Annotated in this window: 21 protein-coding genes; 9 read left to right on the top strand and 12 right to left on the bottom strand. The window is 67.4% G+C overall.

The window, feature by feature from the left end; all coding sequences use genetic code 11:
* Nucleotides 1-49 precede the first annotated feature (49 nt).
* The 5 genes from rlmB to OG716_RS29175 form a co-directional block, all read right to left on the bottom strand.
* Complete coding sequence (gene rlmB, locus OG716_RS29195; RefSeq protein WP_355130226.1) at nucleotides 50-1,033, bottom strand: 23S rRNA (guanosine(2251)-2'-O)-methyltransferase RlmB; 984 nt, start codon at nucleotides 1,031-1,033, stop codon at nucleotides 50-52.
* Nucleotides 1,034-1,274: 241 nt separating this feature from the next.
* Complete coding sequence (gene cysS, locus OG716_RS29190) at nucleotides 1,275-2,675, bottom strand: cysteine--tRNA ligase (protein WP_405133772.1); 1,401 nt, start codon at nucleotides 2,673-2,675, stop codon at nucleotides 1,275-1,277.
* Between the two features lie 84 nt (nucleotides 2,676-2,759).
* The gene (gene ispF / locus OG716_RS29185; RefSeq protein WP_355130280.1) at nucleotides 2,760-3,227 is read right to left on the bottom strand and encodes a 2-C-methyl-D-erythritol 2,4-cyclodiphosphate synthase; all 468 of its coding nucleotides are present in this window, start codon (nucleotides 3,225-3,227) and stop codon (nucleotides 2,760-2,762) included.
* A gap of 14 nt (nucleotides 3,228-3,241) precedes the next feature.
* A complete protein-coding gene (gene ispD / locus OG716_RS29180) occupies nucleotides 3,242-3,976 on the bottom strand; it encodes a 2-C-methyl-D-erythritol 4-phosphate cytidylyltransferase (RefSeq protein WP_405139975.1) in 735 nt (244 codons plus the stop codon).
* Nucleotides 3,977-3,987: 11 nt separating this feature from the next.
* Nucleotides 3,988-4,476 (bottom strand): CarD family transcriptional regulator, encoded by a 489-nt coding sequence (locus OG716_RS29175; RefSeq protein WP_297607767.1) that lies wholly within the window; start codon nucleotides 4,474-4,476, stop codon nucleotides 3,988-3,990.
* A 304-nt stretch (nucleotides 4,477-4,780) separates the two neighbouring features.
* Between OG716_RS29175 and OG716_RS29170 the strand changes: the two genes are divergently transcribed.
* Nucleotides 4,781-5,404, top strand: a complete 624-nt coding sequence (locus tag OG716_RS29170) for a hypothetical protein (protein ID WP_405133771.1) — start codon at nucleotides 4,781-4,783, stop codon at nucleotides 5,402-5,404.
* Between the two features lie 335 nt (nucleotides 5,405-5,739).
* A complete protein-coding gene (gene radA, locus OG716_RS29165; protein WP_405133770.1) occupies nucleotides 5,740-7,140 on the top strand; it encodes a DNA repair protein RadA in 1,401 nt (466 codons plus the stop codon).
* A 203-nt stretch (nucleotides 7,141-7,343) separates the two neighbouring features.
* Here the strand turns inward: radA and OG716_RS29160 are convergent, their stop codons facing one another.
* Nucleotides 7,344-8,027 (bottom strand): hypothetical protein, encoded by a 684-nt coding sequence (locus tag OG716_RS29160; protein WP_405133769.1) that lies wholly within the window; start codon nucleotides 8,025-8,027, stop codon nucleotides 7,344-7,346.
* Nucleotides 8,028-8,222: 195 nt separating this feature from the next.
* Nucleotides 8,223-8,846 carry a carbonic anhydrase gene (locus OG716_RS29155; protein WP_327143374.1) on the bottom strand — a complete coding sequence of 208 codons (624 nt, stop codon included), beginning with the start codon at nucleotides 8,844-8,846 and terminating at the stop codon, nucleotides 8,223-8,225.
* Between the two features lie 119 nt (nucleotides 8,847-8,965).
* Here OG716_RS29155 and OG716_RS29150 point away from each other — a divergent pair, with 119 nt between their 5' ends.
* Nucleotides 8,966-9,829, top strand: coding sequence for an A/G-specific adenine glycosylase (locus OG716_RS29150; protein ID WP_405133768.1), 864 nt, complete (start codon nucleotides 8,966-8,968; stop codon nucleotides 9,827-9,829).
* 223 nt (nucleotides 9,830-10,052) lie between these two features.
* On the opposite strand, the gene OG716_RS29145 is transcribed toward OG716_RS29150, so the two are convergent.
* From OG716_RS29145 to kstR, 5 genes are all read right to left on the bottom strand, one after another.
* A complete protein-coding gene (locus OG716_RS29145; protein WP_355130238.1) occupies nucleotides 10,053-10,931 on the bottom strand; it encodes a metal ABC transporter permease in 879 nt (292 codons plus the stop codon).
* Entirely contained in the window at nucleotides 10,928-11,833 is a 906-nt protein-coding gene (locus OG716_RS29140) for a metal ABC transporter ATP-binding protein (RefSeq protein ID WP_405133767.1), read from the bottom strand. The genes OG716_RS29145 and OG716_RS29140 overlap by 4 nt, the downstream gene beginning before the upstream one ends.
* A gap of 324 nt (nucleotides 11,834-12,157) precedes the next feature.
* Entirely contained in the window at nucleotides 12,158-13,141 is a 984-nt protein-coding gene (locus OG716_RS29135) for a metal ABC transporter solute-binding protein, Zn/Mn family (protein WP_405133766.1), read from the bottom strand.
* Between the two features lie 227 nt (nucleotides 13,142-13,368).
* Nucleotides 13,369-15,960, bottom strand: a complete 2,592-nt coding sequence (otsB, locus tag OG716_RS29130; protein WP_405133765.1) for a trehalose-phosphatase — start codon at nucleotides 15,958-15,960, stop codon at nucleotides 13,369-13,371.
* Nucleotides 15,961-16,229: 269 nt separating this feature from the next.
* Complete coding sequence (kstR, locus tag OG716_RS29125) at nucleotides 16,230-16,883, bottom strand: cholesterol catabolism transcriptional regulator KstR (protein ID WP_297607791.1); 654 nt, start codon at nucleotides 16,881-16,883, stop codon at nucleotides 16,230-16,232.
* 160 nt (nucleotides 16,884-17,043) lie between these two features.
* On the opposite strand from kstR, the gene OG716_RS29120 reads away from it, so the two are divergent.
* The 6 genes from OG716_RS29120 to OG716_RS29095 all read left to right on the top strand — a co-directional run bounded on the left by OG716_RS29120 (nucleotide 17,044) and on the right by OG716_RS29095 (nucleotide 24,214).
* A complete protein-coding gene (locus OG716_RS29120; RefSeq protein WP_405133764.1) occupies nucleotides 17,044-19,209 on the top strand; it encodes an acyl-CoA dehydrogenase in 2,166 nt (721 codons plus the stop codon).
* Nucleotides 19,210-19,235: 26 nt separating this feature from the next.
* A complete protein-coding gene (locus OG716_RS29115; RefSeq protein ID WP_405133763.1) occupies nucleotides 19,236-20,324 on the top strand; it encodes an acyl-CoA dehydrogenase family protein in 1,089 nt (362 codons plus the stop codon).
* Nucleotides 20,309-21,478 carry an acyl-CoA dehydrogenase family protein gene (locus tag OG716_RS29110; RefSeq protein ID WP_327143381.1) on the top strand — a complete coding sequence of 390 codons (1,170 nt, stop codon included), beginning with the start codon at nucleotides 20,309-20,311 and terminating at the stop codon, nucleotides 21,476-21,478. Before OG716_RS29115 ends, OG716_RS29110 begins: the two co-directional genes overlap by 16 nt.
* A 209-nt stretch (nucleotides 21,479-21,687) precedes the next feature.
* On the top strand, nucleotides 21,688-22,638 hold the full coding sequence (locus OG716_RS29105; protein WP_355130250.1) for an OB-fold domain-containing protein: 951 nt from the start codon (nucleotides 21,688-21,690) through the stop codon (nucleotides 22,636-22,638).
* Nucleotides 22,635-23,045: a MaoC family dehydratase gene (locus OG716_RS29100; RefSeq protein ID WP_355130252.1), complete on the top strand. Its 411-nt coding sequence runs from the start codon at nucleotides 22,635-22,637 to the stop codon at nucleotides 23,043-23,045. The genes OG716_RS29105 and OG716_RS29100 overlap by 4 nt, the downstream gene beginning before the upstream one ends.
* On the top strand, nucleotides 23,042-24,214 hold the full coding sequence (locus OG716_RS29095) for a lipid-transfer protein (protein WP_405133762.1): 1,173 nt from the start codon (nucleotides 23,042-23,044) through the stop codon (nucleotides 24,212-24,214). The genes OG716_RS29100 and OG716_RS29095 overlap by 4 nt, the downstream gene beginning before the upstream one ends.
* The last annotated feature ends 33 nt before the right edge of the window (nucleotides 24,215-24,247 follow it).

The raw sequence follows: 24,247 nt of genomic DNA, 5'->3' as shown, positions 1-24,247 counted from the left end.
CCCGATCGCCGATCGGATTGTGCCGGAGGCGATTCGGGGGCGGCCGGGCTCAGACGCGGCGCTGGCGCGCGATGTCGGCGAGGACCACGCCCGCCGCCACGGAGGCATTGAGCGATTCCACCGGACCGGCCATCGGAATGGAGATGATGGCGTCGCAGGTTTCGCGAACCAGGCGGGACAGGCCTTTACCTTCCGAGCCGACCACGATGACAGTCGGTGCGCTGCCGTCGAATTCGTCCAGATGGGTATCGCCGCCGGCATCCAGGCCGACGATCTGGTAGCCCTCGTTCGCCCAATCCTTCAGGGTGCGAGTGAGATTCGTGGCGCGCGCGACGGGCAGGCGAGCTGCCGCACCGGCGCTGGTGCGCCATGCGACAGCGGTGACGCTGGCACTGCGCCGCTGCGGGATGACCACGCCGTGACCGCCGAACGCGGACACCGAGCGAATGACCGCACCCAGATTGCGCGGGTCGGAAATATTGTCGAGCGCCACCAGCAGGGCCGGCTCGCCGGAGGCCCGCACGCGCGCCACCATGTCGTCCGGATGCGCGTAGCGGTACGGCGGCACCTGCAGGGCGACGCCCTGGTGCATACCGTTGCGGCTCATCTTGTCCAGGTCGCTGCGCGGCACCTCGAGAATGGTGATGCCGGTATCGGCGGCGATCTTCACCGATTCGGTGAGCCGGTCGTCGTTCTCGGTGCCCACCGCGACGTACAGCGCGGTGGCCGGGACCTCCGCGCGCAGGCACTCCACCACCGGGTTGCGGCCGAGCACGAGCTCCGGGCCCTCGTTGTCCTTGCGCCCGGCGATCGGACGGCTCGCATTGCGGCTGCGCGCGTCCGCGGCGGAGGTCTTCGCCTTCGCCGCCGCCTTGGCCCGCTTGGCCGCGGGATGTTTGGTGCGCTCGACCGCGGGCGGCGTAGCGCCCCGGCCCGCGAGCCCGCGGCTGCGCTTGCCGCCGGAGCCGACGACGGCGCCCTTCTTGGTGCCGTCCTTGCGGGTCGCACCGCGTCGCTGCGAATTGCCTGCCATTACTTCGCCTTCCGTATTACGCGGGGAACCCGCAGTCGGCCGGTCACGGGAGAACCCGCGCTCCGTCGATCATGCGGGAAACCTGCATCCGGTCGGCGCAGCGAACGGCTGCGCCCAAATATCTGTGCCGCCCGAAGACAGCGCTTGGCTGCCCGAGGGCAGTGTTCGACCCGGCGTCAGCCGTGTCATGTCTCGCCTCGAGTATCTCGAGACCCTGTTCTGCCGGAGGACCCGGCCGAACTCAGCGTTCTTCCTTGGTCAGCGACCATTCCGGGCCGCGCGGAGTATCGGTGACCTCTACCCCCGCCGCCTTCAGGCGATCGCGGACCGCATCGGCCGCCGCCCAGTCCTTATCGGCCCGAGCCTGCTGCCGCCGCTCCAGTTCCGCGCCGATCAGCACATCCAGCGCCGCCACGGCGGTGGACGAATCGGCGGGCGCGGCCCAGTGCGGATCCAGCGGGTCCACGCCGAGAATTCCCAGCATGGTCCGGATCTGCCCGGCCAGCACGCGCGCGGTGTCCAGATCGCCGGCCTCGACGGCCTTGTTGCCCTCGTGCACCAGCCGGTGAATTTCGGCGAGCGCCTTGGGAACTCCGAGATCGTCGTTCAACGCGTCGGCGAAGGCCTCGGTCCAGGTCCCCGGGAGAATATCCCCGGTGCGCTCGCCCACCCGCTGGATGAACGCCTCGATCCGCTGATAGGCGGACGCGGCCTCGGTGAGCGCGTGGTCGGAGTACTCGAGCATGGAGCGATAGCTCACGCTGCCCAGGTAGTAGCGCAGCTCGACGGGCCGAACACCCACCCGCTGCAGCACATTCGGAATGGACAGCACATTGCCCAGCGATTTGGACATCTTCTCGCCGCCCATGGTCACCCAGCCGTTGTGCAGCCAGTAGCGGGCGAACCCGTCCCCGGCGGCACGCGACTGCGCGATCTCGTTCTCATGGTGCGGGAAGATCAAATCCATTCCGCCGCAATGGATATCGAATTCGGCCCCGAGGTAGTACTCGGCCATGGCGGAGCATTCCAGATGCCAGCCCGGGCGACCCGGACCCCACGGCGACGGCCAGCTCGGCTCACCGGGCTTGGCGGCCTTCCACAGCGTGAAATCGCGCGGATCCTTCTTGCCCTGCCCGAGGCTCTCGCCCTGGTGCACATCGTCGAGCCGATGTCCGGACAGCTTGCCGTAGTCCGGGAAGCTCACCACGTCGAAATAGACATTGCCTTCGGACGGATACGCGTGCCCGCGCTCGATGAGCCGCTCCATCATGCACACCATCTGGGTGATGTGGCCGGTTGCCCGCGGTTCCGCGGACGGCGGCAGCACCCCGAGCGTGTCGTACGCGCGATCGAAGGCCCGCTCGTGCGTGGCGGCCCACTCCCACCACGGGCGGCCGTGCTCGGCGGCCTTGTTCAGAATCTTGTCGTCGATATCGGTGACGTTCCGGACGAAGGCCACATCGGAACCATTGGCGCTCAACCAGCGTCGCAGCACGTCGAAGGCGACGCCGCTGCGCACATGTCCGATATGGGGTTCGCCCTGCACGGTGGCGCCGCACAGGTACACCGAAGCGTGGCCGGGGACCAGCGGAATGAAATCACGCAGGGTCCGCGTCTCGGTGTCGAACAGGCGCAGAGTCACGACCAGGCATCCTAGCTGTTGAGATATGGCGGAAGGCGGGCGGATACGGCATAGGTCAGCCGCGAAGGGAATTGCGGAGGCGGTTCAGGACCGACAACACAGCAGGGCGGTGGCGACCGACGCCACGCCTTCACCACGGCCGGTGAGTCCCAGACCGTCGGTGGTCGTGCCGGAGACCGACACCGGTGCACCCAGAATCTCGCCCAGCACCTGTTGCGCCTCGGCGCGCCGCGGACCGATCTTGGGCCGATTGCCAATTACTTGTACAGCCGCATTGACAATTGTGAAGCCGGACTCATCCAGCAGCCGCCGCACTTCCTTCAGCATGGCCGCGCCGGACACGCCCTCCCATTCGGGACGGCCGGTGCCGAACACCGCGCCGACATCGCCCAGACCGGCGGCCGACAACAGCGCATCGCATAGCGCGTGAGCAGCGACATCGCCATCGGAATGGCCCTCGCAACCACTGTCGTCGTCGAACAGCAGACCGGCCATCCAGCAGGCCCGGCCGGGCGCGATCGGGTGCACGTCACTGCCGATTCCGACGCGCATGGCGGTGGGGTCGATCATGAGTTCGCCACCGCCTCCCGGTCCTGGTCACGCTGCTTTACGGGGACGGCAATCCCACCCTGTGCCACCAGTGTATTAGCGAGTACCAGGTCCAAGGGCGTGGTGATCTTGAAGGCCAGCGCATCACCCGGCACCGTGCGCACGACGGCGCCCAGAAGTTCCACCAGGCCCGCATCATCGGTCGCCTGGGTGGTGGTCGCATAGGCCGCGCGCAAAAGCTGCGCATCGAAGCCCTGCGGAGTTTGTATGGCGCGCAAGGTGGATCGATCGGGCGTTCCGGTGACCGCACCCGTGGCATCCACGGATTTGATGGTGTCGGTGACCGGTAGCGCGGGCACCACGGCCGGCGCGCCCGCACGCAGTTCGGCGACCACCCGCGCGATGAGCGCGGGCGGCGTGAGCGCGCGAGCCGCATCGTGAACGAGCACCAGGGTGGCGTCCGGCGCGGCATCGAGACCTGCCCGGACCGAATCGGTGCGCTCGGCGCCGCCGGGCACCACATGAATCGGAATTTCGCTGACCGGCAGTAGTGCACGGGTCTGGTCGACGAGTTCGGCGGGCACCATCACCACCACCTCGTCGACGGACCCGGAGGCGATCAGCCCCTGTAGCGCGAGTGCGAGCATGGGACTGCCGCCGACCGGAACGAAGGCCTTCGGTGTGGATTCACCGAGGCGCACGCCCATGCCAGCGGCAGGAACCAGCGCAACAACACGACTGGCGCCGTGCAATGCGTTCACGTTCAGGAGGCCGCGGCGAGAACCTCGTCGAGCAAAGTGTCGGCCCGCTCGGCGTCAGTACCCTCGGCGAGCGCGAGCTCACCGACGAGAATCTGCCGGGCCTTGGCCAGCATTCGCTTCTCACCAGCGGAGAGACCCCGATCCTGCTCGCGACGCCAGAGGTCACGAACGACCTCGGCCACCTTGTTCACATCGCCGGAGGCGAGCTTCTCGAGGTTGGCCTTGTAGCGGCGAGACCAGTTGGTGGGCTCTTCGGTGTGCGGTGCACGCAGCACCTGGAAAACCTTGTCGAGGCCTTCCTGGCCGACGACGTCGCGGACGCCGACATACTCTGCGTTCTCAGCGGGAACCCGAACGGTCAGGTCGCCTTGAGCGACCTTCAGGACCAGATACTCCTTTTGTACACCCTTGATGGTGCGAGTTTCGATAGCTTCGATCAACGCCGCTCCGTGGTGGGGGTAAACGACGGTGTCTCCGACCTTAAAAATCATCTGTCCCGTGCCCCTTTCGATGTTCACAGTTTAACATGCGACTCGGTAACGGCGCGATCAACGGCGCAGGTCAGGGCCACAACGAGCCAGCGGTGGGGGTTGACAACCGCAGAATCGTGTGCATCCTGTTGTGGCATAAGGGGATACCGCTCGGCGGTATCGGAAGACATATGCGTTGCCGCTCTCCGCATACGAGACTTTCCGTATACGCCGCCCCCTCGAGAGGCGTGGGAACGCACGCATTACTCTCGTTGACTACTACTCTGCATAGTGGAGTGAGCCCGGTCGACATGGAGGACAACCCGTGACTGCCCAGAAAGCCACCACAGCGTCGAAGGCGCGCCGGCGTGCCTTGACAGTTGCTGCACTCGCTGCGGGCGCGGTGCTCGCGCTGACGGGTTGCAGTGCCGGTCAGCTCGCGCAGACCTCGCACGAGGTCGCGGCGGTCAATGGCAACAGCGCCGATGTCGGCAAGATCGCCCTGCGTGACGTGCGATTCCTGCTGCCGCAGTCGGAGGAGTACAACAACGCCAAGGGCGGCAAGGCCGTCCTGGCCTTCAGTGCCGCCAACCTCGCCCAGGCCGCGCCGGACGAGCTGGTCAGCGTCACCACCGACTTCGGCACGGCGAAGATCAACGGCAAGGCCGATATCAAGGCCCAGGGCACCCTGGTCGCGGACTTCAGCAAGCCGTCCACCACCACCACGCCCGCCGCGGCGCCGGCCGGTGACAAGCCCGCCGATCCGGATGCGCACCCGCTGCTCATCGAGGTCGACGGCCTGACCAAGGACATCACCCCGGGCCTCACCTACCCGGTCACCTTCATCTTCAAAGAGGGCGGCACCGTCGCGCTGAACGTCCCGGTGGACGCCGGCGCGAACAACCCGCGCTCCGAGCCTGTTTCGGCCGAGACCAAGTCCGGCCACTGAATTTTCTGCCTCCGCTTCGCTACGACGGGTTCGCGGCCCTGGGAGTCTCGGTCTTCCCTCCTCCGCTCCGTCAGTCCAGACCGAGACGGGCCGCGAACTAGGGGCGGTTGCATCGAGGCAGACCGCTAGGCTGACCCGAATTCGTTTGTCTCGCACCTCGCTTCGGATTTCCGAGGCGAGGTGCGGGTCTTTTCGGGGCGACAGGCTCTGCCGTTCGCGTTCCTGACGAGGCCCTATGCAGGCCGGGCGTGTCGTCGGGGGATGGGCGGCGAATCGGCGGTGATCGCCCGGTGCGGTGCGAGTTGTCTGTCGGAGTCCGTCATTAGGCTGCCCGCGTGGCCAAGGTGAAATCGCTGTACCGCTGTGCTGATTGCGCGAACGAGGTCGCCAAATGGGTGGGGCGGTGCCCGGCGTGCGAGGCGTGGGGCACCCTCGAGGAGGTTGCCGCCTCCTCCGCCGCAGTGGCGGTCGGGCGCCGGGCCATGCTGCCGAGTACGGCCGCCGCGCCCATTTCGAGTATCGATTCCAAGACCACGCAGGCGCGGTCCACCGGGGTTTCCGAATTGGACCGGGTGCTGGGCGGCGGGATCGTGCCCGGTTCGGTGGTGCTGATCTCGGGTGAGCCCGGGGTCGGCAAGTCGACGCTGCTGCTCGAGGTCTCGCACCGGTGGGCACGGGCGCGCGATGAGATCGCGCTGTACGTGACGGCCGAGGAGTCGGCGGGTCAGGTGCGCCTGCGCGCGGACCGGACCGGCGCGGTGCACGAAAAGGTGTACCTCGCGGCCGAATCCGATCTGGCGACGATTCTCGGGCATGTCGAGCAGGTGCGGCCGACGCTGCTGGTGGTCGACTCGGTGCAGACCATGCTGGCCGGCGATGTCGACGGTGTGATCGGCGGTGTCACCCAGGTGCGGTCGGTGACGGCGGCGCTCACCTCGCTGGCCAAGTCCACGGGTATCGCGGTGCTGCTGGTCGGGCACGTGACCAAGGACGGCTCGGTCGCCGGCCCGCGCACGCTGGAGCATCTGGTGGACGTGGTGCTGCAGTTCGAGGGCGACAAACACTCCACGCTACGCATGGTGCGCGGCATCAAGAATCGTTTCGGCAGCACCGACGAGGTGGGCTGCTTCGAGATGCGCGAGGCCGGAATCGCCTGTGTGGACGACCCTTCCGGGCTGTTCCTGCACCATCGCGGGGAGGCGGTGTCCGGTACGGCCGTCACCGTGGCCATGGACGGTAAGCGGCCCATGCTGGGCGAGGTGCAGGGCCTCACCGTGGACACCTCGGTGCCCGCGCCCCGCCGCGCGGTGAGCGGGCTCGACTACAACCGCGTCTCCATGGTGCTGGCGGTGCTGCAGAGCCGCTGCGGCGTCTATGTCGGCAAGCAGGATGTGTACGCCGCCACCGTCGGCGGTATGCGGCTCACCGAACCCGCCGCGGATCTGGCTGTCGCGCTTGCCATCGCGAGCGCCAGTCAGGATCGTGCGCTGCGCAGCGGCATGATCGTGCTCGGCGAGGTCGGTCTCGCCGGTGAGGTGCGCCAGGTGACGGGCCTGACACGGCGGCTGGCGGAGGCCGAGCGGCTGGGTTTCACCGAGGCGCTGGTCCCGGCCGGGGTCGACCGGGTGGGCCGCACCATGAAGCTGCACGAGGTCGCCGATCTCAGTGCGGCCCTTGCCGTCTGCGGGCTGCGCGGCCCGCGCCGCGCCAAGGCGAAGGCCGATGTCGAGGATTAGACGCGATTTGCGCGCGCGGCGGGTTGAAACACGCCGTGCGCGTGTTCGGCCGTCACACGGGCTTCCAGGGGCCTGATCGGGCCGATCCGGGCGGATGACCGGAATGAATATCCAACGCGCACGCGGCTTTCGCGCCGCCGGGATTTCGACGGCGAAGGCCGGGCCCCGCGGGGACCCGGCCATCATGCTGAAAAGCGCTGGAATCAGGCGATATTGAAAGGTTCGGGTGCGCTGCGCACCGAACCGAGCTGAGCGACAACGGTGTAGGGGCCCGTGGGCACCGGTACGCGCTCGCCCGCGCAGCCGGGCTGCGAGGTGGATCCGGACCAGGTGACGGTGAATGCCGCCTGCTGACCGGGATTCAGAGTGCGCATATCGGGGGTGCCGTCCGGATAGCAGTCGGTGCTGGACCACAGGCGGCGCTGGCCGTCCAGCGATTGCACCGATACCAGCTGCAACCCCGAGCCCATATCGCGTTCGCAGGCGGCACTGGAGATATTGGTGATGACGATGCCGAAGACCGGTTGTTCGGTGGTCTTGTAGGTCGGCTGTCCGACATTCACCTTCACGGCGAGGGACTGGTCGGGGCACTGTCCGGCCGCGGCTACGGGCGCAGCGCTGCCGCTGACAGGTGCGCTGCCGCTGGCAGACGGCTTGGGCGCACCCGGATCGGGCGCGCTGGAGGAGGCTCCGGCGGCCTTGTTCGTCGACCCGGCGGCGGCGGAGGCGGTGGCTTTGGCGTCCGATTTGTGGTCGTCACCGCCGCCGCGTATCAGCGCGACGGCCACCCAGAGCACCAGCAGGAGGGCGACCGCTATCGCGCCGATCGCTATCGCGCGACGGCGCCAGTAGATTTCCGGCGGCAGTGGTCCATTCGGTTCCAGCACGCTGACAACGGTAAGGGCACCGTCGGGTGCATCCCGCTCAGGGTCTCGGCGTGTCGGAGGTGAAACGACCTACGTGCCAGGTACATTTCGCCGCTTCCGGACACGGGTCGGCTCAATCCCCATCTGCCGGTTATTGTCTCGGCATCGGGGACCGAATCCTGCTATCTCTGGCAGATTCCCGAAGAATCGGAAGAATCAGACAACTTCGCCGATATTGCCGATCACCCGGTGCAGTTTGATCTGTCCCTCTGCGAGGTTGTAGGTGACGCAGGCGATGGCGCATTCGCCGGTGGCGACCCGCTGGGAAATGGTCATGGAGCGCTGCATGAGCAGGCGGGCGGTCTCCTCGACGTGCCGGGCCTCCAGCTCATCGACCGATTCCAGACCCTCGCGGCGGCCGATGAGAATCGACGGCATGACCCGCTCGACAACGCTGCGAATGAAGCCGCCGGGCACATTGCCGTGGTCGAGGGCGTCGATGGTGGCGCGCACGGCGCCGCAGGAGTCGTGTCCGAGGACCACGATGAGCGGCACATTCAGCACCTGCACGCCATATTCGATGGAACCGAGCACCGAGGAGTCGATGACGTGTCCGGCGGTGCGGACCACGAACATATCGCCGAGGCCCTGGTCGAAGATGATCTCGGCGGCCACGCGGGAGTCGCCGCAGCCGAACAGAACTGCCCCGGGCTGCTGCCCGCCGACGAGCTTCGCCCGGTCGACGGCACCTTGGCTAGGATGCTGCAACGTGCCGTTGACGAAGCGGTCATTGCCTTCACGCAGGGATTTCCAGGCACTGATCGGATTGTTGTGGGGCATGTGTCTCATTTTCCATGGGGGAGCGGTTACTGGCGAGTCCGAGACGTTACGGTCCGGCAACTACCGGCTGGCCATCACACCGCCCAGCGAGTGAGCCGGCGGCGAAGAATCGAAGGACGATGGATAGCGACATTCTGATCGACTGGTACCGGGAGACCGCACGTGACCTGCCGTGGCGGCGCTCGGGCGTGACCGCCTGGCAGATCCTCATGAGCGAGATCATGCTGCAGCAGACCCCGGTGGTGCGGGTCGAGCCCATCTGGCGGGAATGGGTGGCGCGCTGGCCGGTGCCCTCGGCCATGGCCGCCGCACCGCAGGGTGACGTGCTGCGCGCGTGGGGCAAGCTCGGCTATCCGCGCCGCGCGCTGCGGCTGCACGAATGCTCCAGGGTGCTCGCGGAGCAGCACGGTGACGAGGTGCCGACCGATGTCGAGACACTGCTGAGCCTGCCCGGAATCGGCGATTACACCGCCCGCGCGGTGGCCTGCTTCGCCTACGGTCAGCGAGTTCCGGTGGTGGACACCAATGTCCGCCGTGTGGTGGCCCGCGCGGTGCACGGCCGGGCCGAGGCGGGCAATCCCGCCTCGCGTGACCTGGGGGAAACCGAGGCCCTGCTGCCCGCGCACGTGGGTCGCGCGGCCGTCTTCTCCGCCGCACTCATGGAACTCGGCGCGACCGTCTGCACCGCCCGCACCCCCGACTGCGCACGCTGCCCGCTGCCCACGTGCGCGTGGGTCGCCGCGGGCCGCCCGGCCTCGGACATGGTGCGCCGCACCCAGAAATACGAGGGCACCGACCGTCAGGCCCGCGGCCGCCTCCTCGACGTCCTGCGCGCCGCCACCGGCCCGGTCGAGCAGATCCGCCTGGACCTGGCCTGGACCCGCGATCCGGGCCAGCGCGCCCGCGCCCTGGACTCACTGCTGGTCGACGGGCTCATCGAGCAAACCGCAGACGGCTTGTTCGCCCTCGCCGGCGAAGGCTGATCGCCGCGCGCCCTCCCGGCCGCACGAATTTCTGCGCGTCCCTCCCAGGGCAGCACTGATCACCCTGGGAGGGATGCGACAGCACGATCTGCAGCCCCTCACGCGGCAGATCGCAGGAACCCCGTCATCCCGAACACCCCGGTCGTCGTCATCCCGGCGTGCTCTCGGCCGGGATCCACAGCGGATTCCAGCCGAATGCAGTGGTATGACGAGAAATTCGGCGTCAGGCGGGGACGAGTTCGCGGCGGCGGTTGCGGGTGCGGGAACCGACGGCGCGGCAGATCAGGTAGATGGTGAACGAGATGGCGGTGACGAAGGTCGAGATCGGGACGCCGGGTGCGAGGGACAGCAGAATGCCGCCCACCGCGGAGGTTTCGGCGAAGACGATCGCGAGCACGGTGGCGCGGACCGGGCTGGCGGTGAGTTGCGCCGCCGCGGCGGCCGGGGTGATGAGCAGCGACAGCACCAGCAGGGCGCCGACGATCTGCACGCCGAATGCGGCGGTGATGCCCAGCAGCACCGCGAACACGATGGACAGTGCCCGCACCGGAACTCCGCGCGCGACAGCCACTTCCGGGTCGGAGCTGGCGAACAGCAGCGGGCGGTAGACGGCGGCCAGCACCAGCAGTACCCCGACGGTGCAGATGGACAGCAGCGTGAGGCCGTTGTCGCCGACGCTCACCACCTGTCCGGTGAGCAGTGAGAATTTGGAGCCCGCGCGTTCCGGGCCGAGCCACAGGAACAGCACGGACAGGCCGAGGCCGAAGGACAGCACCACGGCGATGACCGAATCACGTTCGCGGGCACGGGAACCCAGAATGCCGAACAGGACGGCCGCGACCACCGATCCGGCGATCGCGCCGACCCCGACGCCGACCCCGGCGAGCAGCGCGGCCGCCGCGCCGGTGAGCGACAGTTCGCTGGTGCCGTGGACGGCGAAGGACATCTGGCGGCTGATGATGAGCGGACCGATGGCTCCGGCGAGCAGACCGAGTAGCGCCGCCGCCAGGACCGCCTGCTGGACGAAGTCGTAGGACATCAGGTGTGCGGTGGTGGAGAAGTCGAACATTCCGGAGAAGACGCCGGAGAGTTTGTCGATCATGCGCGCACCTCGTCGTTCTCGGCGTGGCAGTGCTGTGCTCCGGCCTCACCGAGCGCGTCCATGGTGTCGCCGGTGCCGACGACCACCAGTCGCCCGCGCACCCGCAGCACGTCGACCTCGGTACGGTACAGCTCGGAGAGCACCTCGGAGGTCATCACCTCGTCCGGCGTCCCGATCCGGAATTTGCCGTCGACCAGGTACAGCACCCGATCCACCAGCGGCAGAATCGGATTGATCTCATGTGTCACGAACAGCACCGCGGTGTCGTGCGTGCGCCGCCGCTTGTCGATGAGCTGCGATACCAGCCGCTGATTGGCGAGGTCCAGCGACAGCAGCGGTTCATCGCACAGCAGCACCCGCGGATCCCCGGCCAGCGCCTGCGCGACCCGCAGCCGCTGCTGCTCCCCACCGGAGAGCGCATCCAGCGGCGCATAGGCGTACTTCTCCGCCCCCACATCCGAAATGGCCTGCGCCACTTTCCGTTTCCGCTCCGCGCGCCCGCGCCACCCGAGCCCCCACCGATGCCCGTCCACTCCGAGCCCCACCAGATCGACACCGCGAAGCTGTGTCCCGGCATCCAGCGTCTTCTGCTGCGGCACGTACCCGATATCCGGATTCCCCACCCGCGCAGGCCCTCCCGCGATCTCCGCCGTCCCCTTGGACAGCGCGACCTGCCCCAGCAGCATCTTCAACAGCGAAGTCTTCCCGGACCCATTGGGCCCGAGCACCGCAATGAATTCCCCCGCCCCGACTTCGAGATCCAACCCCGCCCACAGCGTCCGATCCCCATAAGACAACCGCGCATCCGTAAGCCGCACAGCGGGAACCGCGCTCCGCGCCCGTGCGGCCGAACTCGTGTCCAGCGCCTGCTCGACCGAATCGTTCGCGTTGCCCACCGACATGCCTGCGCCGTTCGAAGCGGCACCAGTGCTGTCGAGCAAGGTATTCACGCCGGCCGTGGATAGGTCGCTCCGAGTCGCTCCGGCGTCTGCGCCATTCGGCGGCGCTTCCAGGGCGGGGCGCTCCTGTTCTGTTGCAGGGATACAGGTTTCGGTGGGATTGTTCATGGTGGAGCTCCCGGGGGTGGTCGTGGTCCGGGGGGAGGGGGCTGACGCGACGCTGACCCCGGGCGCGTTGTGTGCGCCCGGGGTGTGGGGGCCGGTCTGTTCGGCCGGTTCGGTCAGCGCCACTCCCGTGGCGGTGGTGGGGGGCATAGGTCGTCGGACCTATGCGAGTGCGGTCGCGAGAGATTGGGCGTTGCGGGTCATCCACTGGATGTAATCCAGGCCCTGGGGCAGGGTTTCGGTGACCTCGACGACCGGCAGGCCGGCCTTCTGCGCGGTGGCGCGCATATCTTCGGTGGTCTTGTCCTCGGTCTGGATGTTGTAGACGAGGGCGCGAACCTGTTTGGAGCTCAACATGTCTCGTACGGCGGCGACATCGGTGGGGGAGGGGTCGGTGCCCTGTTCGATGGCCTCCTGGAAGGCGTGCGGGGTGCGGTCGTCGGCCTTGGCGTCGAGCAGCATGTAGTAGGCGAGCGGCTCGGTCTGCACCACCGGCTGACCGGGGTGGTCGGCGGCGATCTCGGCGGTGATGGCCTCGATGCCGCTCAGCTTCGCGGTGAAGGCGGCGGCGCGATCGGTGTAGTCCTGCTTGTGCGCGGGATCGAGGTCGCCCAGTGACGTGGCAATGTGCTCCGCGATGTGACCGGCGGCGTGCACATCGTAGAAGACGTGCTCGTTGGTCCCCGAGTGATCATGTGCGGCAGCCTCTTTGGCAGGTGTAGCCGATTCGCTCGCGTGTGCGCCCTCGCCGGCGATATCCACCGCGTTCACGGTGCGCTTGCTCTTACCGGCGATGGCCTTGTCGATGAAACCGTCGTAACCGCCGCCGTTGTAGACGATCAGATCCGCATCGCTGATCTGTGCGCCCTGGACAGCGGTGACCTCGTACGAGTGCGGGTCGGCGGCCGGATCGTTGATCAGGGATTCGACCTTCACATCCGGCCCGGCGACGGTCTTCGCGATATCACCCCACACATTGGTGGAGGCCACGACGGTGAGCCCGCCGGAATCGTTCTTCGACGATCCGCAGGCGGTCAGGGTGGCCACTGTGGCGAGCCCCGCGGCGATCACGGCGAATCCTTTTGCAAAGCTTCTGGTCACGCGGGAACTCCTGGAACGCTTATCCGAAACGAAAACGATTGCCATTAAAATGTAGCGCACCTGTCCAGCCCCATCCGCATTACGAGCAGCAAATGTGGCGCTGAACACGCGGGTGTGCGACGGAAATCCCCTGGAACAGCAAAGACCCCGCGAATGCCTTCGCGGGGTCGATGGTGACGACAGATTTCGTGAGGGCCGGGTAACTCGTCGGGTACGTCCAGAACCTGAGGACGCACCCGACCGTCGGCACGCGAATGAGACTTTCGGGGCTCCTAGCCGTGCGCTGAAGTTCCGGAGAGGCGGGGCAGCACTGGTTGCGACAAGAGTTGGGCGCAGCGCAGCAGGCCGAGGTGGCTGTAGGCCTGGGGATGGTTGCCGAGGGAGCGTTCGGCGACCGGGTCGTACTCCTCGGAGAGCAGGCCGGTCGGGCCCGCCACATCGACGAGTTGGGCGAAGAGCGCCTCGGCGTCCTCGCGCTTTCCGATCAGCAGGTAGGCCTCCACGAGCCAGGCGGCACAGAGGTGGAAGCCGCCTTCCCCGCCGGGCAGACCGTCGTCGTGGTGGTAGCGGTACACCGTGGAGCCGCTGCGCAGTTCCGCCTCGGTGGCCACGACGGTGGCGGCGAAGCGCGGGTCGGAGGGGTCGATCAGACCGCTCAGCCCGATGTGCAGGGTGGCCGCGTCGAGGTCGGTGCCCTCGTAGGCGGCGGTGTAGGACTGGACCTCTTCGTTCCAGCCCTCGGCCTTCACCTCATCGGCGATGGTGTCGCGCAGCTTCTCCCATTCGGGGTCGGCGGTCCGGCCGAACTGGCGGGCGAGGGTGATCGCCCGGTCGGCGGTGAGCCAGCCCATGACCTTCGAGTACACGTGGTGCCGCGGGTTGCCGCGGATCTCCCAGATGCCGTGGTCGGGTTCGCGCCAGCGCCGCTGTACGGCCGAGACCATGGCGTGCACCAGATCCCAATCCGCGTCCGGCAGCGCCTTTTTCGGGTCGTTGATGCCCTTGTGCTCACGCGCGTGGGCGAGCTGTGAGATGAGGTCCACGATCGGCCCGAACACGTCGAGCTGGACCTGCATGTTCGCCGCGTTGCCGACGCGCACCGGCCGGGACCCGGCATAGCCGGGCAGCTGGTCGATGACGGCCTCGGGCGGCAGCGTCTCGCCGTAGAGCGTGTACAGCGGGTGCAAACGCTCGGGTCCGGGCAGCGTCTCGAGCACCCGGTGCACCCAGTCGAGCAGCTCCTCGGCCTCGCCGACGGAGCCCAGCGAGACCAGTGCGGCGGCGGTGAGCGAGGCGTCGCGCAGCCAGCAGTAGCGGTAGTCCCAGTTGCGCACGCCGCCAATGTCTTCCGGCAGCGAGGTGGTGGCGGCGGCCAGGATGGAACCGGAAGGTGCGTGCACCAGCCCGCGCAGAGTGAGCGCGGACCGCTTCATGAGATCGGGCTTGAGCGGCGGAAGCTCCAGTGTGGCAGCCCAATCCGACCAATACCGCTCGGCTTCCCGGCGCCGGTCGATCTCGGAGGTCATGCACGGTGCGAGATCGGAGGTGCCGCAGCGCATTTCCAGCACGACCGGCCCCTGGCGCGGGTCCACGGTGGCGCGGGCGGTGTGGTGATTGCCCTCGTCGATGATCTCCCAGTCCACACCCGGGGAGCGCAGCACGAGTGGATCATTGGTGCCCTGCACCCGCAGTCCGGCGGGATCGCGCACGATGCGCACCGGCACCTGCCCGAATTCCGGTCGCGGTGCGAAGGTGATGACGGCCTTGGTATCGCCGGTGATGACGCGGGTGAGATCGGTGCGCTCGGGCACCACGTCATGCGGCAGATAATCGACGACCTGCAAACTGGCCCACCGGGTTTCGACGGTCATGGTGCCGTCTTTGTAGCGCTGGGACAGCGGCAGTCCGGCGCGCTCCGGATGGATGGCGAAATGTCCGGCGCCCGGCCCGCCGAGCAGGTGCGCGAACACCGCCGCCGAATCCGGTTCCGGGTGGCACAGCCAGGTGATGGTGCCGTCGGGGGTGACCAGGGCCTTGGATCGCGGGCTGGCCAGCATGGTCAGCCGCTCGATGCGGGGGGCCGAGGCGCCCGCCAGCCAGGTGCGGCGTTCCTCCAGGATGAAGGCCAGCGCCTTGGACACGTCCTCGGTGCTGTCCACCCGGAATTTGGCGAGACTCTCGCCGGGGCCGACCTTGATGCCGACATCGGGCCCGGAGAGACGAGTGAACGCCTTCTCATCGGTGACGTCGTCGCCGATGAAGACGGCGGCCGAGGCGCCCTGCTGATGCCGGACGATGTCCAGCGCGGCGCCCTTGTCGGTTTCGACGACCGCGAGCTCGATGACTTCCTTGCCCTCGGTGGTCTGCACGCCGACCCAGCTGGCCGGACCCTGACGCACCTGAACCACTGCGCGACGGCCGATTTCGGGGCTGGCATTGCGGACGTGCAGGGCAACGCTGGCCGGTTTGATCTCGACGGTCGCGCCGGGATTGTCCTGCGCGATCTGGGTCAGCGTCGACTGCACTTCCTGCAGTAGCTGTTTGGCGTCATTGTCGATGGCATGCACGAAGCCGACGTCGAATTCGGAACCGTGGCTGCCGATCAGCTGCACCTCGACGGGTAAACGGGACAGTGCCGCGAGATCACGCAGGGCACGCCCGGAGATCACTGCGGCGGTGGTACCGGTGAGTCCGGCGAGTGCGCGCAGCGCATTCACCGACTCCCTGTGGGGATAGGCCTTCGCGGGGTCGTCGACGATGGGCGCGATCGTCCCGTCGTAGTCCGAAGCGACCAGCAGCCGTGGCACTCGGGCGACAGCCGCCAACGCACGGCGAAGTTCCAGTGGCAAATCCTGTGCGCTCACGCATCCAACCTAGTGATCGGAGGAGATTTTTCAGGGCGTGCGTGACTCTACTGGGTGTTCATTGCCTGCTCGTTCTGACGGTGATACATAGCGTTTACAAGACACTTCCCTGCGGTTCACATAATGTCCGATTTCCGCTCGCGCGGTGCACGTTTCGGGGGCTTGACCAGTGACGTTCCACAATCACGAAAAAGGGCCGCCCAGTCCTTTCGGACGGGGCGGCCCCGGTGTCATTCGTGCGAATGCCTAGATTGCGTTCGCCTCGGCGCTCAAGACTTCTCGCCGCCGATGAGCAGATCGACGGTGAGCTCCAGGCGCTCGGTCACATCGGTCGCGGAGGCGCGGCGGGTGAGCCAGGCCACCAGATTGGACAGCCACACATCGCTGATGACGCGGGCGATGGCGAGCTGGCGCTCATCGGGCACCTCGTCGGAGAGGGCGCGGGCGAAGAAGCGGTCCATCACCTTGCCGACCCGATCGACCTCGGCGGCCGCGGAGGCGTCGGCGAACATGAACGCTCGCGTCATGGCCTCGGTGAGCAGCGGGTCGCGCTGCATGGCCCGGGTGATCTGGGTCAGCATCAGGTGCATGCGCTCGCGGGGATCATTGCCGGGCAACGGTTTGCGACGGCCTTCGAGCTGCTCGAATTCGCGCGCGAGGGCCGAGACGAGCAGGTGCACCTTGGACGGGAAATACCGGTACAGGGTGCCGACGGCGACGTCGGCGCGCTCGGCGACCGCACGCATCTGTACCGCGTCGTACCCGCCCTTGGAGGCGAGCGCGAGGGTGGCGTCGAGGATGCGTTTGCGCCGGTCGCGCTGCGCTGCCGAACTCAGGTCCTCCTCGCTGAGGGTGGTGACGGGCGCGGTGGTGCGCGCGCCGGCAACCCCATCGTCGGACTGCGATCGGGAGGGACTGGCCATCGGTTGAGAGTCCTTTCCTGCACGAATCGTTCGGTTCATCTCACCGGCGTCGACCGGCTACGAGTTCGTACCGCGTTCGGGCGGCGCTTGACTTACGCCCGGCTCGAACATTAGAACATGTTCTAGGAGTGGAAGTCACCCCAGAAAGGCGGTATGGAGTGTGACCATAGCCACCACTGACGAGCATAAAGCCGTCCAGGAGTCGATGCGCGGATGGGCAGCGGCAGTACGCCCAATTGCAACAATGCGTACCGGAGGGCCGGATTTCTGGCGCGAATACTGGTCGCGCCTCGCTGATCTCGGAATATTCCGGGTCGCGGTCCCGGAAGAAGCCGGCGGAGCGGGTTGTTCCGTCGGAGATCTGGCCGTTCTGGTGGAGCAGGCGGCGCATGATCTCGTGGGCGGACCCGTGCTTTCGACGGCGCTTGCCGGCCTCGTTGCCGGTGAGATGCTCGACGAGAATACGCCGTGCGGGATTGCGCTCGAGGGCGAAATCGAGATATCGATCGGCGAATCCGGGGCAATTCTGACCGGTGAGTGGGACTCGGTTCTCGGCGCCGCACCGGGCACCGCTGTTCTGGTACCGGTTCGCGGCGGAGAGCGCCTGCTGTGGTGCCTCGTCGACGCCGATGCGGCGGGCCTGCGGGTGGAGCCGCTGGACGCCATCGACAAGACGCTGCCGCTGGCCCGGGTGTCGTGCTCGGAGGTTGCTGTCGCGCCGGAGCACGTCTTCGAACCGGCGCTGCCGGTGCTCGATATCGCGGCGACGCTGATTGCCGCCGAGGCCGCCGGCATTGCCGGCTGGTGTTTGGAGACCGCCACCGAATACGCCAAGGTGCGTGAACAATTCGGTCGCAAGATCGGCGAATTTCAAGCCGTGAAACATATTTGCGCGTGGATGCTGTGCCGGGCCGAACAAATTCGCGCCGTGGCCGCCGATGCGGCCGCCGCGGTGGATGCCGAGACGGCCGAACTCCCGCTCTCCGCCGCGGTGGCACTGGCGATCTCGCTGGATGCCGCGGTGGAGAACGCCAAGGATTGCATTCAGGTGCTCGGTGGCATCGGTTTCACCTGGGAACACGATGCGCATCTGTATCTGCGCCGGGCTACCGCGCTGCGGCAGCTGCTGGGCGGTTCGGCCCGCTGGCGGGCCCGGGTCACCGAGCTGACGCATGCGGGTGTGCGCCGCACCGTGGGCCTGGATCTGGCAGCCGCCTCCGGTGGCGAGGGCGGCGAACCCAATTGGGACGCTGTCGGTTTGGACGCCGCCGAGGCCGCCGTGCTGGCCGCCGATCTCACCACGATCGCGGCTCTTCCGGAGGCGGAGCAGCGTAATGCGCTGGCCGAGTCCGGATTGCTGGCCTCGCACTGGCCCGCGCCGTACGGGCGGGGCGCCGGTCCGATCCAGCGCACCTTCCTCGATGACCAGGTCCGCAAGGCGGGCATTACGCTGCCCGAGCTCGCGATTGCCAACTGGGCGATTCCGACTCTGCTGCAATGGGGTTCACCCGAGCAGATCGAGCGCTACGCGCTGCCCACGCTGACCGGTGAGGTGCTCTGGTGCCAGCTCTTCTCGGAGCCGGAGGCCGGTTCCGATCTGGCGTCGCTGCGCACGGTGGCCGAGCGGGTCGAGGGCGGCTGGAAGCTGCGCGGTCAGAAGGTCTGGACCTCGCTGGCGGACAAGGCCACCTGGGGCATCTGCCTGGCGCGGACCGATCCGGCCGCGCCGAAGCACAAGGGCATCAGCTACTTCCTGGTCGATATGAAGAGCGCCGGTATCGATATCCGGCCGCTGGTGGAGATCACCGGTGAGGCGCGCTTCAACGAGGTCTTCCTGGACGATGTCTTCGTCCCGGACGACTGCCTGGTGGGTGCGCTGGAGAACGGGTGGAAGATCGCCCGCTCCACGCTCTCTGCGGAGCGGGTCGCCATGGGCGGCAAGGGCATCGGGGACGAGCTGGAGGCCTTGATCGCCGCTGCGCCGACCTCGGGTCCGGGCGCCGAATTGGTGGCGGACCGACTCGGAGGACTTGTCTCGGAATCCATCGCTGGGACGTTGCTGGATGCCCGCGCTGCACAGAAACTGCTGTCCGGTGGAGACCCCGGTCCGCAAAGTAGCGTTCGCAAACTGGTCGGTGTCAGACACCGGCAGGCGGTCGCCGAATTTGCCGTGGAAGTGGCAGGCGCGGCGGGCGCGGTGGAAACCGATGTGGTGAAAGAATTCCTGCTCACACGCTGCTTATCCATTGCAGGCGGTACTGAGCAGATTCTGTTGACCGTCGCCGGTGAACGAATTCTCGGACTACCGCGCGAGTCGCACGGCTAGCCCACACCTCTACCGGGAGTATTGAATTGGACTTCACGCGGGACGAGAGCCAGGACGCTGTCGCCGAGGTTGTTGTAAGTTTGCTAGAGCGCGAAAGCGCTCGTGATATCGCGCTGTGGCCGATCTTCGCCGGCAGTGGACTGCTTGCTGTGCCGCTACCGGAACGCTTCGGTGGTGACGATATGGGTCTGCTCGAGGTTTCGGCCATGCTGACCGAACTCGCCACCGATGCGGTGCAGCTGCCCGCGCTGAGCACGCTCGCCTTCGGCGTACTGCCGCTGCTGGCGATCGGTGTTCCGGAAGCCGTGGCGGAGAAGGTGTTTCCCGCTGTGGCCAATGGCGCCGTGCTCACCGCGGCACTGCACGAGACCGGTTCGCCGTTCGTGGTGAAGCCGGAGACCGTGGCCGTGCCCGACGGCACGACGGTGCGCATCACCGGCCAGAAGGTGGCGGTGCCGTACGCCGACACCGCGCGCTGGATTCTGGTGCCCACCAATGCCGGCATCGCGCTGGTCGACAGTGATGCTCCGGGCATCACCCGCACCGCGAGCCCGAGTTCCGATGGCGTGCCGGAGTTTTCGCTCCGTCTCGACGAGGTGCAGATCCCGGCCGAGCAGCTGCTGCCCGGCGGGATCGCCGAACTGCACCGGTACGCGCTGGCCGGTATCGGCTCGGTCGCCGATGGTCTGCTGAAGGGTGTCATCACCCTGACCGCAGAGCATCTGCGCACGCGTCAGCAGTTCGGCCGGGCACTGGCCGAATTCCAGGCCGTCGCCCAGCAGATCGCCGATGTCTACGTGGTCTCGCGCACCCTGCACGCGGCCGCCGCCTCCGCCAATTGGGCGCTGGCGCAGGACACCGCCAATGTCCGGAACGGTACCGACAGCGCTGAGCACCGCGAGCGCACCGACGACGATCTGGACGTGCTGGCCTATACGGTGGCCTCGGAACTACCCGCGGCCATGCAGAAGTGTCATCACCTGCACGGCGGCCTGGGTGTCGATATCACCCATCCGCTGCACCGCTACTACTCACAGGCCAAGGACATCGCGCGCTGGCTGGGCGGCGAATCGTTCCGGCTGGACCGTTTGGGAGCCAGATGTTCATCGAACTGACCGCCGAGCAGCGGCAACTGCGGGACGAATTGCGTTCGTACTTCTCCACTCTCGTCACTCCCGCGGAGGAGGCCGAGATGCTGGTGAACCGGCACGGAGACGCCTACCGCACCGTGGTGAAGCGGATGGGCGCCGACGGCAAACTGGGCGTCGGCTGGCCGAAGGAGTACGGCGGGCAGGGTTTCGGGCCGCTGGAACAGCAGATCTTCTACAACGAGGCGGTGCGCGCCGATGTGCCCGTCCCGCTGGTGACGCTGCTGACCGTCGGCCCGGCGCTGCAGTCGTTCGGCTCCGAGGAGCAGAAGCAGAAATTCCTGCCCGGAATCCTCACCGGCGACGTGCATTTCGCCATCGGCTACTCCGAGCCGGATGCGGGCACCGATCTGGCCGCCCTGCGCACCAGTGCGGTGAAGGATGCCAATGGCGACTGGATCGTCAACGGGCAGAAGATCTTCACCACCGGCGCGCACGAGGCCGACTTCATCTGGCTGGCCGTCCGCACCGGGACGGTGGAGTCGCGGCACCGCGGCATCACCATCCTGATCGTGGACACCACCGATCCGGGTTACTCCTGGACGCCGATCATCACCGCCGACGGCGCGCACCACACCAATGCCACCTACTTCGACAATGTGCGCGTACCCGCGAACATGATCGTCGGCGTGGAAAACGGTGGCTGGAAGCTCATTACGACCCAGCTCAATCACGAGCGGGTCGGCCTGGGCCCGTCCGGCAAGATCGAGCAGCTCTACGAGCGGACGCGCGAATGGGCGCAGAAGCAGGGTGCGCTGGGCGAGTCCGAGGTGCGGCGTTCGCTGGGCCGCCTGCATGCCATGGTGCGGCTCAACGAGCTGCTGAACTGGCAGGTGGCCTCCAATATGGAGCGCCCGGACGCCGATCCGGCCGATGTGATCGCCGATGCCTCGGCCACCAAGGTGTACTCCACCGAGGCGCTGCAGGAGGCCGGCCGCCTGGCCGAGGAGATCGTGGGCCGCTACGGCGATCCCGCGGATCCGGCCACCGCCGAACTGCTGGTCTGGCTGGACCGGCGCACCAAGCAGAACCTGGTGGTCACCTTCGGCGGCGGCGTCAACGAGGTCATGCGCGAGCTCATCGCCCAAATGGGTCTGCGCCTACCCCGCGTCCCCCGGTAGGAGGTCACCGTGACGAAAACATCGCGGCGTCAACGAGATCATGCGGCTGAGTCCGTGGCCCAAATGGGTCTGCGCCTACCCCGCGTCCCCCGGTAGGAGGTCACCGTGACGAAAACATCGCGGCGTCAACGAGATCATGCGGCTGAGTCCGTGGCCCAAATGGGTCTGCGCCTACCCCGCGTCCCGCGCTAGCAAAAAGGAATTCGACAGTGACGCAAAGCTTCACGGCCGACGAGATCCGCGCGGCCGCCGAGAAGATCAAGGAAGCGGGGGAGTCGTCCCCGCGCCTGGCCCGCGATCCGGTCAACCAGGCCATGATCAACAACTGGGTCGAGGGGATCGGGGACACCAACCCGATCTACGTCGACGAGGCCGCGGCGCTGGCCGCCGGGCATCCCGGCATCGTCGCACCGCCCGCCATGGCGCAGGTGTGGACCATGCTGGGGCTCACCGGGGCGCGCCCCGACGACGACCCGATGACCGTCACCAACGAGCTGCTGGACGCCGCCGGGTACACCTCGGTCGTGGCCACCAATTGCGATCAGACCTACCACCGGTACCTGGAGGTCGGCGAGCACGTCAATGTGCGCAGCGCGCTGGAATCCATTGCGGGGCCGAAGCGCACGGGCCTGGGCGACGGCTGGTTCATCACCTACCGCACGAATTGGTACGTCGGCGACGAGCTCGTCACCGAAATGCTGTTCCGCCTGCTGAAGTTCGTGCCGGGCACCGGTGCGGCTCCCAAGCCGGATCCGGCCGCCGAACTCGCCAAGCGGGTGCGGCCGGTGGTCTCGCACGACACCGAATTCTTCTGGGATGGAACGAAGCTCGGCGAGCTGCGCATCCAGCAGCGGCCCGACGGCACGCTGCAGCATCCGCCGGTTCCGGCGCTGTGGCAGGACAAGGCGAAGCAGACCGACTACGTGGTGGCCTCCGGGCGCGGCACGGTCTTCAGTTTTGTTGTGCACCATGCCCCCAAGGTGCCGGGCCGGGCGCTGCCGTTCGTGGTGGCGCTGGTCGAGCTGGAGGAGGGCGTGCGCATGCTCGGTGAGCTGCGCGGCATCGATCCGGCCGACGTTGTCATCGGCACACCGGTCGAGGTCGGCTTCGAGGCCGTCGACGACGACAACACCGTGCCCTACTGGAAGGCAGTGCTATGACCGACACCCTGGACGTGCAGGTCGGAACTGTCCTGCCGGAGTTGGTGATTCACGCCGACACCACCTTCGTGGTGAGTTCGGCGCTGGCCACCCGCGACTTTCAGGACGTGCACCACGATCCGGCCAAGGCGGTGGAGCGCGGCTCGAAGACCATCTTCGTCAATATCCTCACCGATACCGGTCTGGTGCAGCGCTTCGTCACCGATTGGGCGGGACCGGGCGCGCGGGTGAAGTCGATTTCGCTGCGTCTCGGGGTGCCGCTGTACGCCGGTGACACCCTCACTCTCTCCGGCACGGTGTCCGCCATCGCGGGTCCCGACATCTCCATCGATGTGGTCGGCGCCGACAGCCTCGGCAACCACATCACGGCGAAAGCCGTTCTCTCGCTTCAGGAGGCACGCGCGTGACCGGTTTGAGTGGCCACGCCGCCATTGTGGGCATCGGCGCCACCGACTTCTCCAAGGATTCCGGTCGCAGTGAACTGCGCCTGGCCGCCGAGGCGGTCACCGCCGCGCTCGCCGACGCCGGACTCACCCCCGCCGATGTGGACGGGTTGACGACCTTCACCATGGACACCAACACCCAGGCCGCGGTGGCCCGGGCCGCCGGTATTCCGAGCCTGAAGTTCTTCAGCAATATCCCGTTCGGCGGCGGCGCGGCGGCTGCCACCGTGCAGCAGGCCGCCATGGCGGTCGCCACCGGTGTCGCGGATGTTGTTGTCGCATACCGCGCTTTCAACGAGCGGTCCGGGCATCGCTTCGGTCAGTTCTCCACACAGCTGGCGGGCAATGCCACGTCCTCCGGTGTGGACAATGCCTTCTCCTACACCCACGGTCTCGGCACCCCCGCGGCTCAGGTGGCCATGGTCGCGCGGCGCTATATGCACGTATACGGCGCTACCAGTGCGGATTTCGGCACCGTGGCGGTCACCGATCGCAAGCATGCCGCCGTGAATCCGAACGCGCACTTCTACGGCAAGCCGATCACGCTGCAGGAGCACCAGGCCTCCCGCTGGATCGCCGAACCGCTGCACCTGCTGGACTGCTGCCAGGAGACCGACGGCGGCGTGGCCATTGTGGTCACCAGTGCCGAGCGGGCCCGGGATCTGCCGAACAAGCCGGCCGTGATCGCCGGTGCGGCACAGGGTTCCGGTGCGGACCAGTACGTCATGACCAGCTACTACCGCGATGCCATGACGGGTCTGCCGGAGATGGGGCTGGTCGGCGATCAGCTCTGGGCGCAGAGCGGTTTGCGGCCGGAGGATATGCAGGCCGCGATCCTCTACGACCACTTCACCCCGTTCGTGCTCATGCAGCTGGAGGAACTGGGCTTCTGCGGTCGCGGTGAGGCCAAGGACTTCATCAAGGACGGCGCGCTCGAACTCGGCGGCCGCCTGCCGCTGAATACGCACGGCGGGCAGCTCGGCGAGGCCTACATCCACGGTATGAACGGCATTGCCGAGGGTGTGCGGCAGATTCGCGGCACGTCGGTGAATCAGGTCGACGGCCTGCGCAATATTGTCGTCACCGCCGGAACCGGCGTTCCCACTTCCGGACTGGTCCTCACCGGCAACTGACTCATCGCGCTATGACAACAATGCCTGAGCGAA

Origin of the sequence: Nocardia sp. NBC_01388 (assembly GCF_045040085.1) — a bacterium.
In the GTDB taxonomy this organism is placed as follows: domain Bacteria; phylum Actinomycetota; class Actinomycetes; order Mycobacteriales; family Mycobacteriaceae; genus Nocardia.
The sequence above is the reverse complement of the archived record's forward strand: the minus strand, read 5'-3'. Positions and strand labels throughout refer to the sequence as shown.

Excerpts from the sequence above, each read along its gene's own strand:
- rlmB (WP_355130226.1), bottom strand. The coding sequence starts at position 1,033 with ATGGCAGGCAATTCGCAGCGACGCGGTGCGACCCGCAAGGACGGCACC.
- ispF (WP_355130280.1), bottom strand. The coding sequence starts at position 3,227 with ATGCGCGTCGGAATCGGCAGTGACGTGCACCCGATCGCGCCCGGCCGG.
- OG716_RS29175 (WP_297607767.1), bottom strand. The coding sequence starts at position 4,476 with ATGATTTTTAAGGTCGGAGACACCGTCGTTTACCCCCACCACGGAGCG.
- OG716_RS29155 (WP_327143374.1), bottom strand. The coding sequence starts at position 8,846 with ATGCCCCACAACAATCCGATCAGTGCCTGGAAATCCCTGCGTGAAGGC.
- OG716_RS29150 (WP_405133768.1), top strand. The coding sequence starts at position 8,966 with ATGGATAGCGACATTCTGATCGACTGGTACCGGGAGACCGCACGTGAC.
- OG716_RS29145 (WP_355130238.1), bottom strand. The coding sequence starts at position 10,931 with ATGATCGACAAACTCTCCGGCGTCTTCTCCGGAATGTTCGACTTCTCC.
- OG716_RS29140 (WP_405133767.1), bottom strand. The coding sequence starts at position 11,833 with ATGTCGGTGGGCAACGCGAACGATTCGGTCGAGCAGGCGCTGGACACG.
- OG716_RS29135 (WP_405133766.1), bottom strand. The coding sequence starts at position 13,141 with ATGGCAATCGTTTTCGTTTCGGATAAGCGTTCCAGGAGTTCCCGCGTG.
- kstR (WP_297607791.1), bottom strand. The coding sequence starts at position 16,883 with ATGGCCAGTCCCTCCCGATCGCAGTCCGACGATGGGGTTGCCGGCGCG.
- OG716_RS29110 (WP_327143381.1), top strand. The coding sequence starts at position 20,309 with ATGTTCATCGAACTGACCGCCGAGCAGCGGCAACTGCGGGACGAATTG.
- OG716_RS29100 (WP_355130252.1), top strand. The coding sequence starts at position 22,635 with ATGACCGACACCCTGGACGTGCAGGTCGGAACTGTCCTGCCGGAGTTG.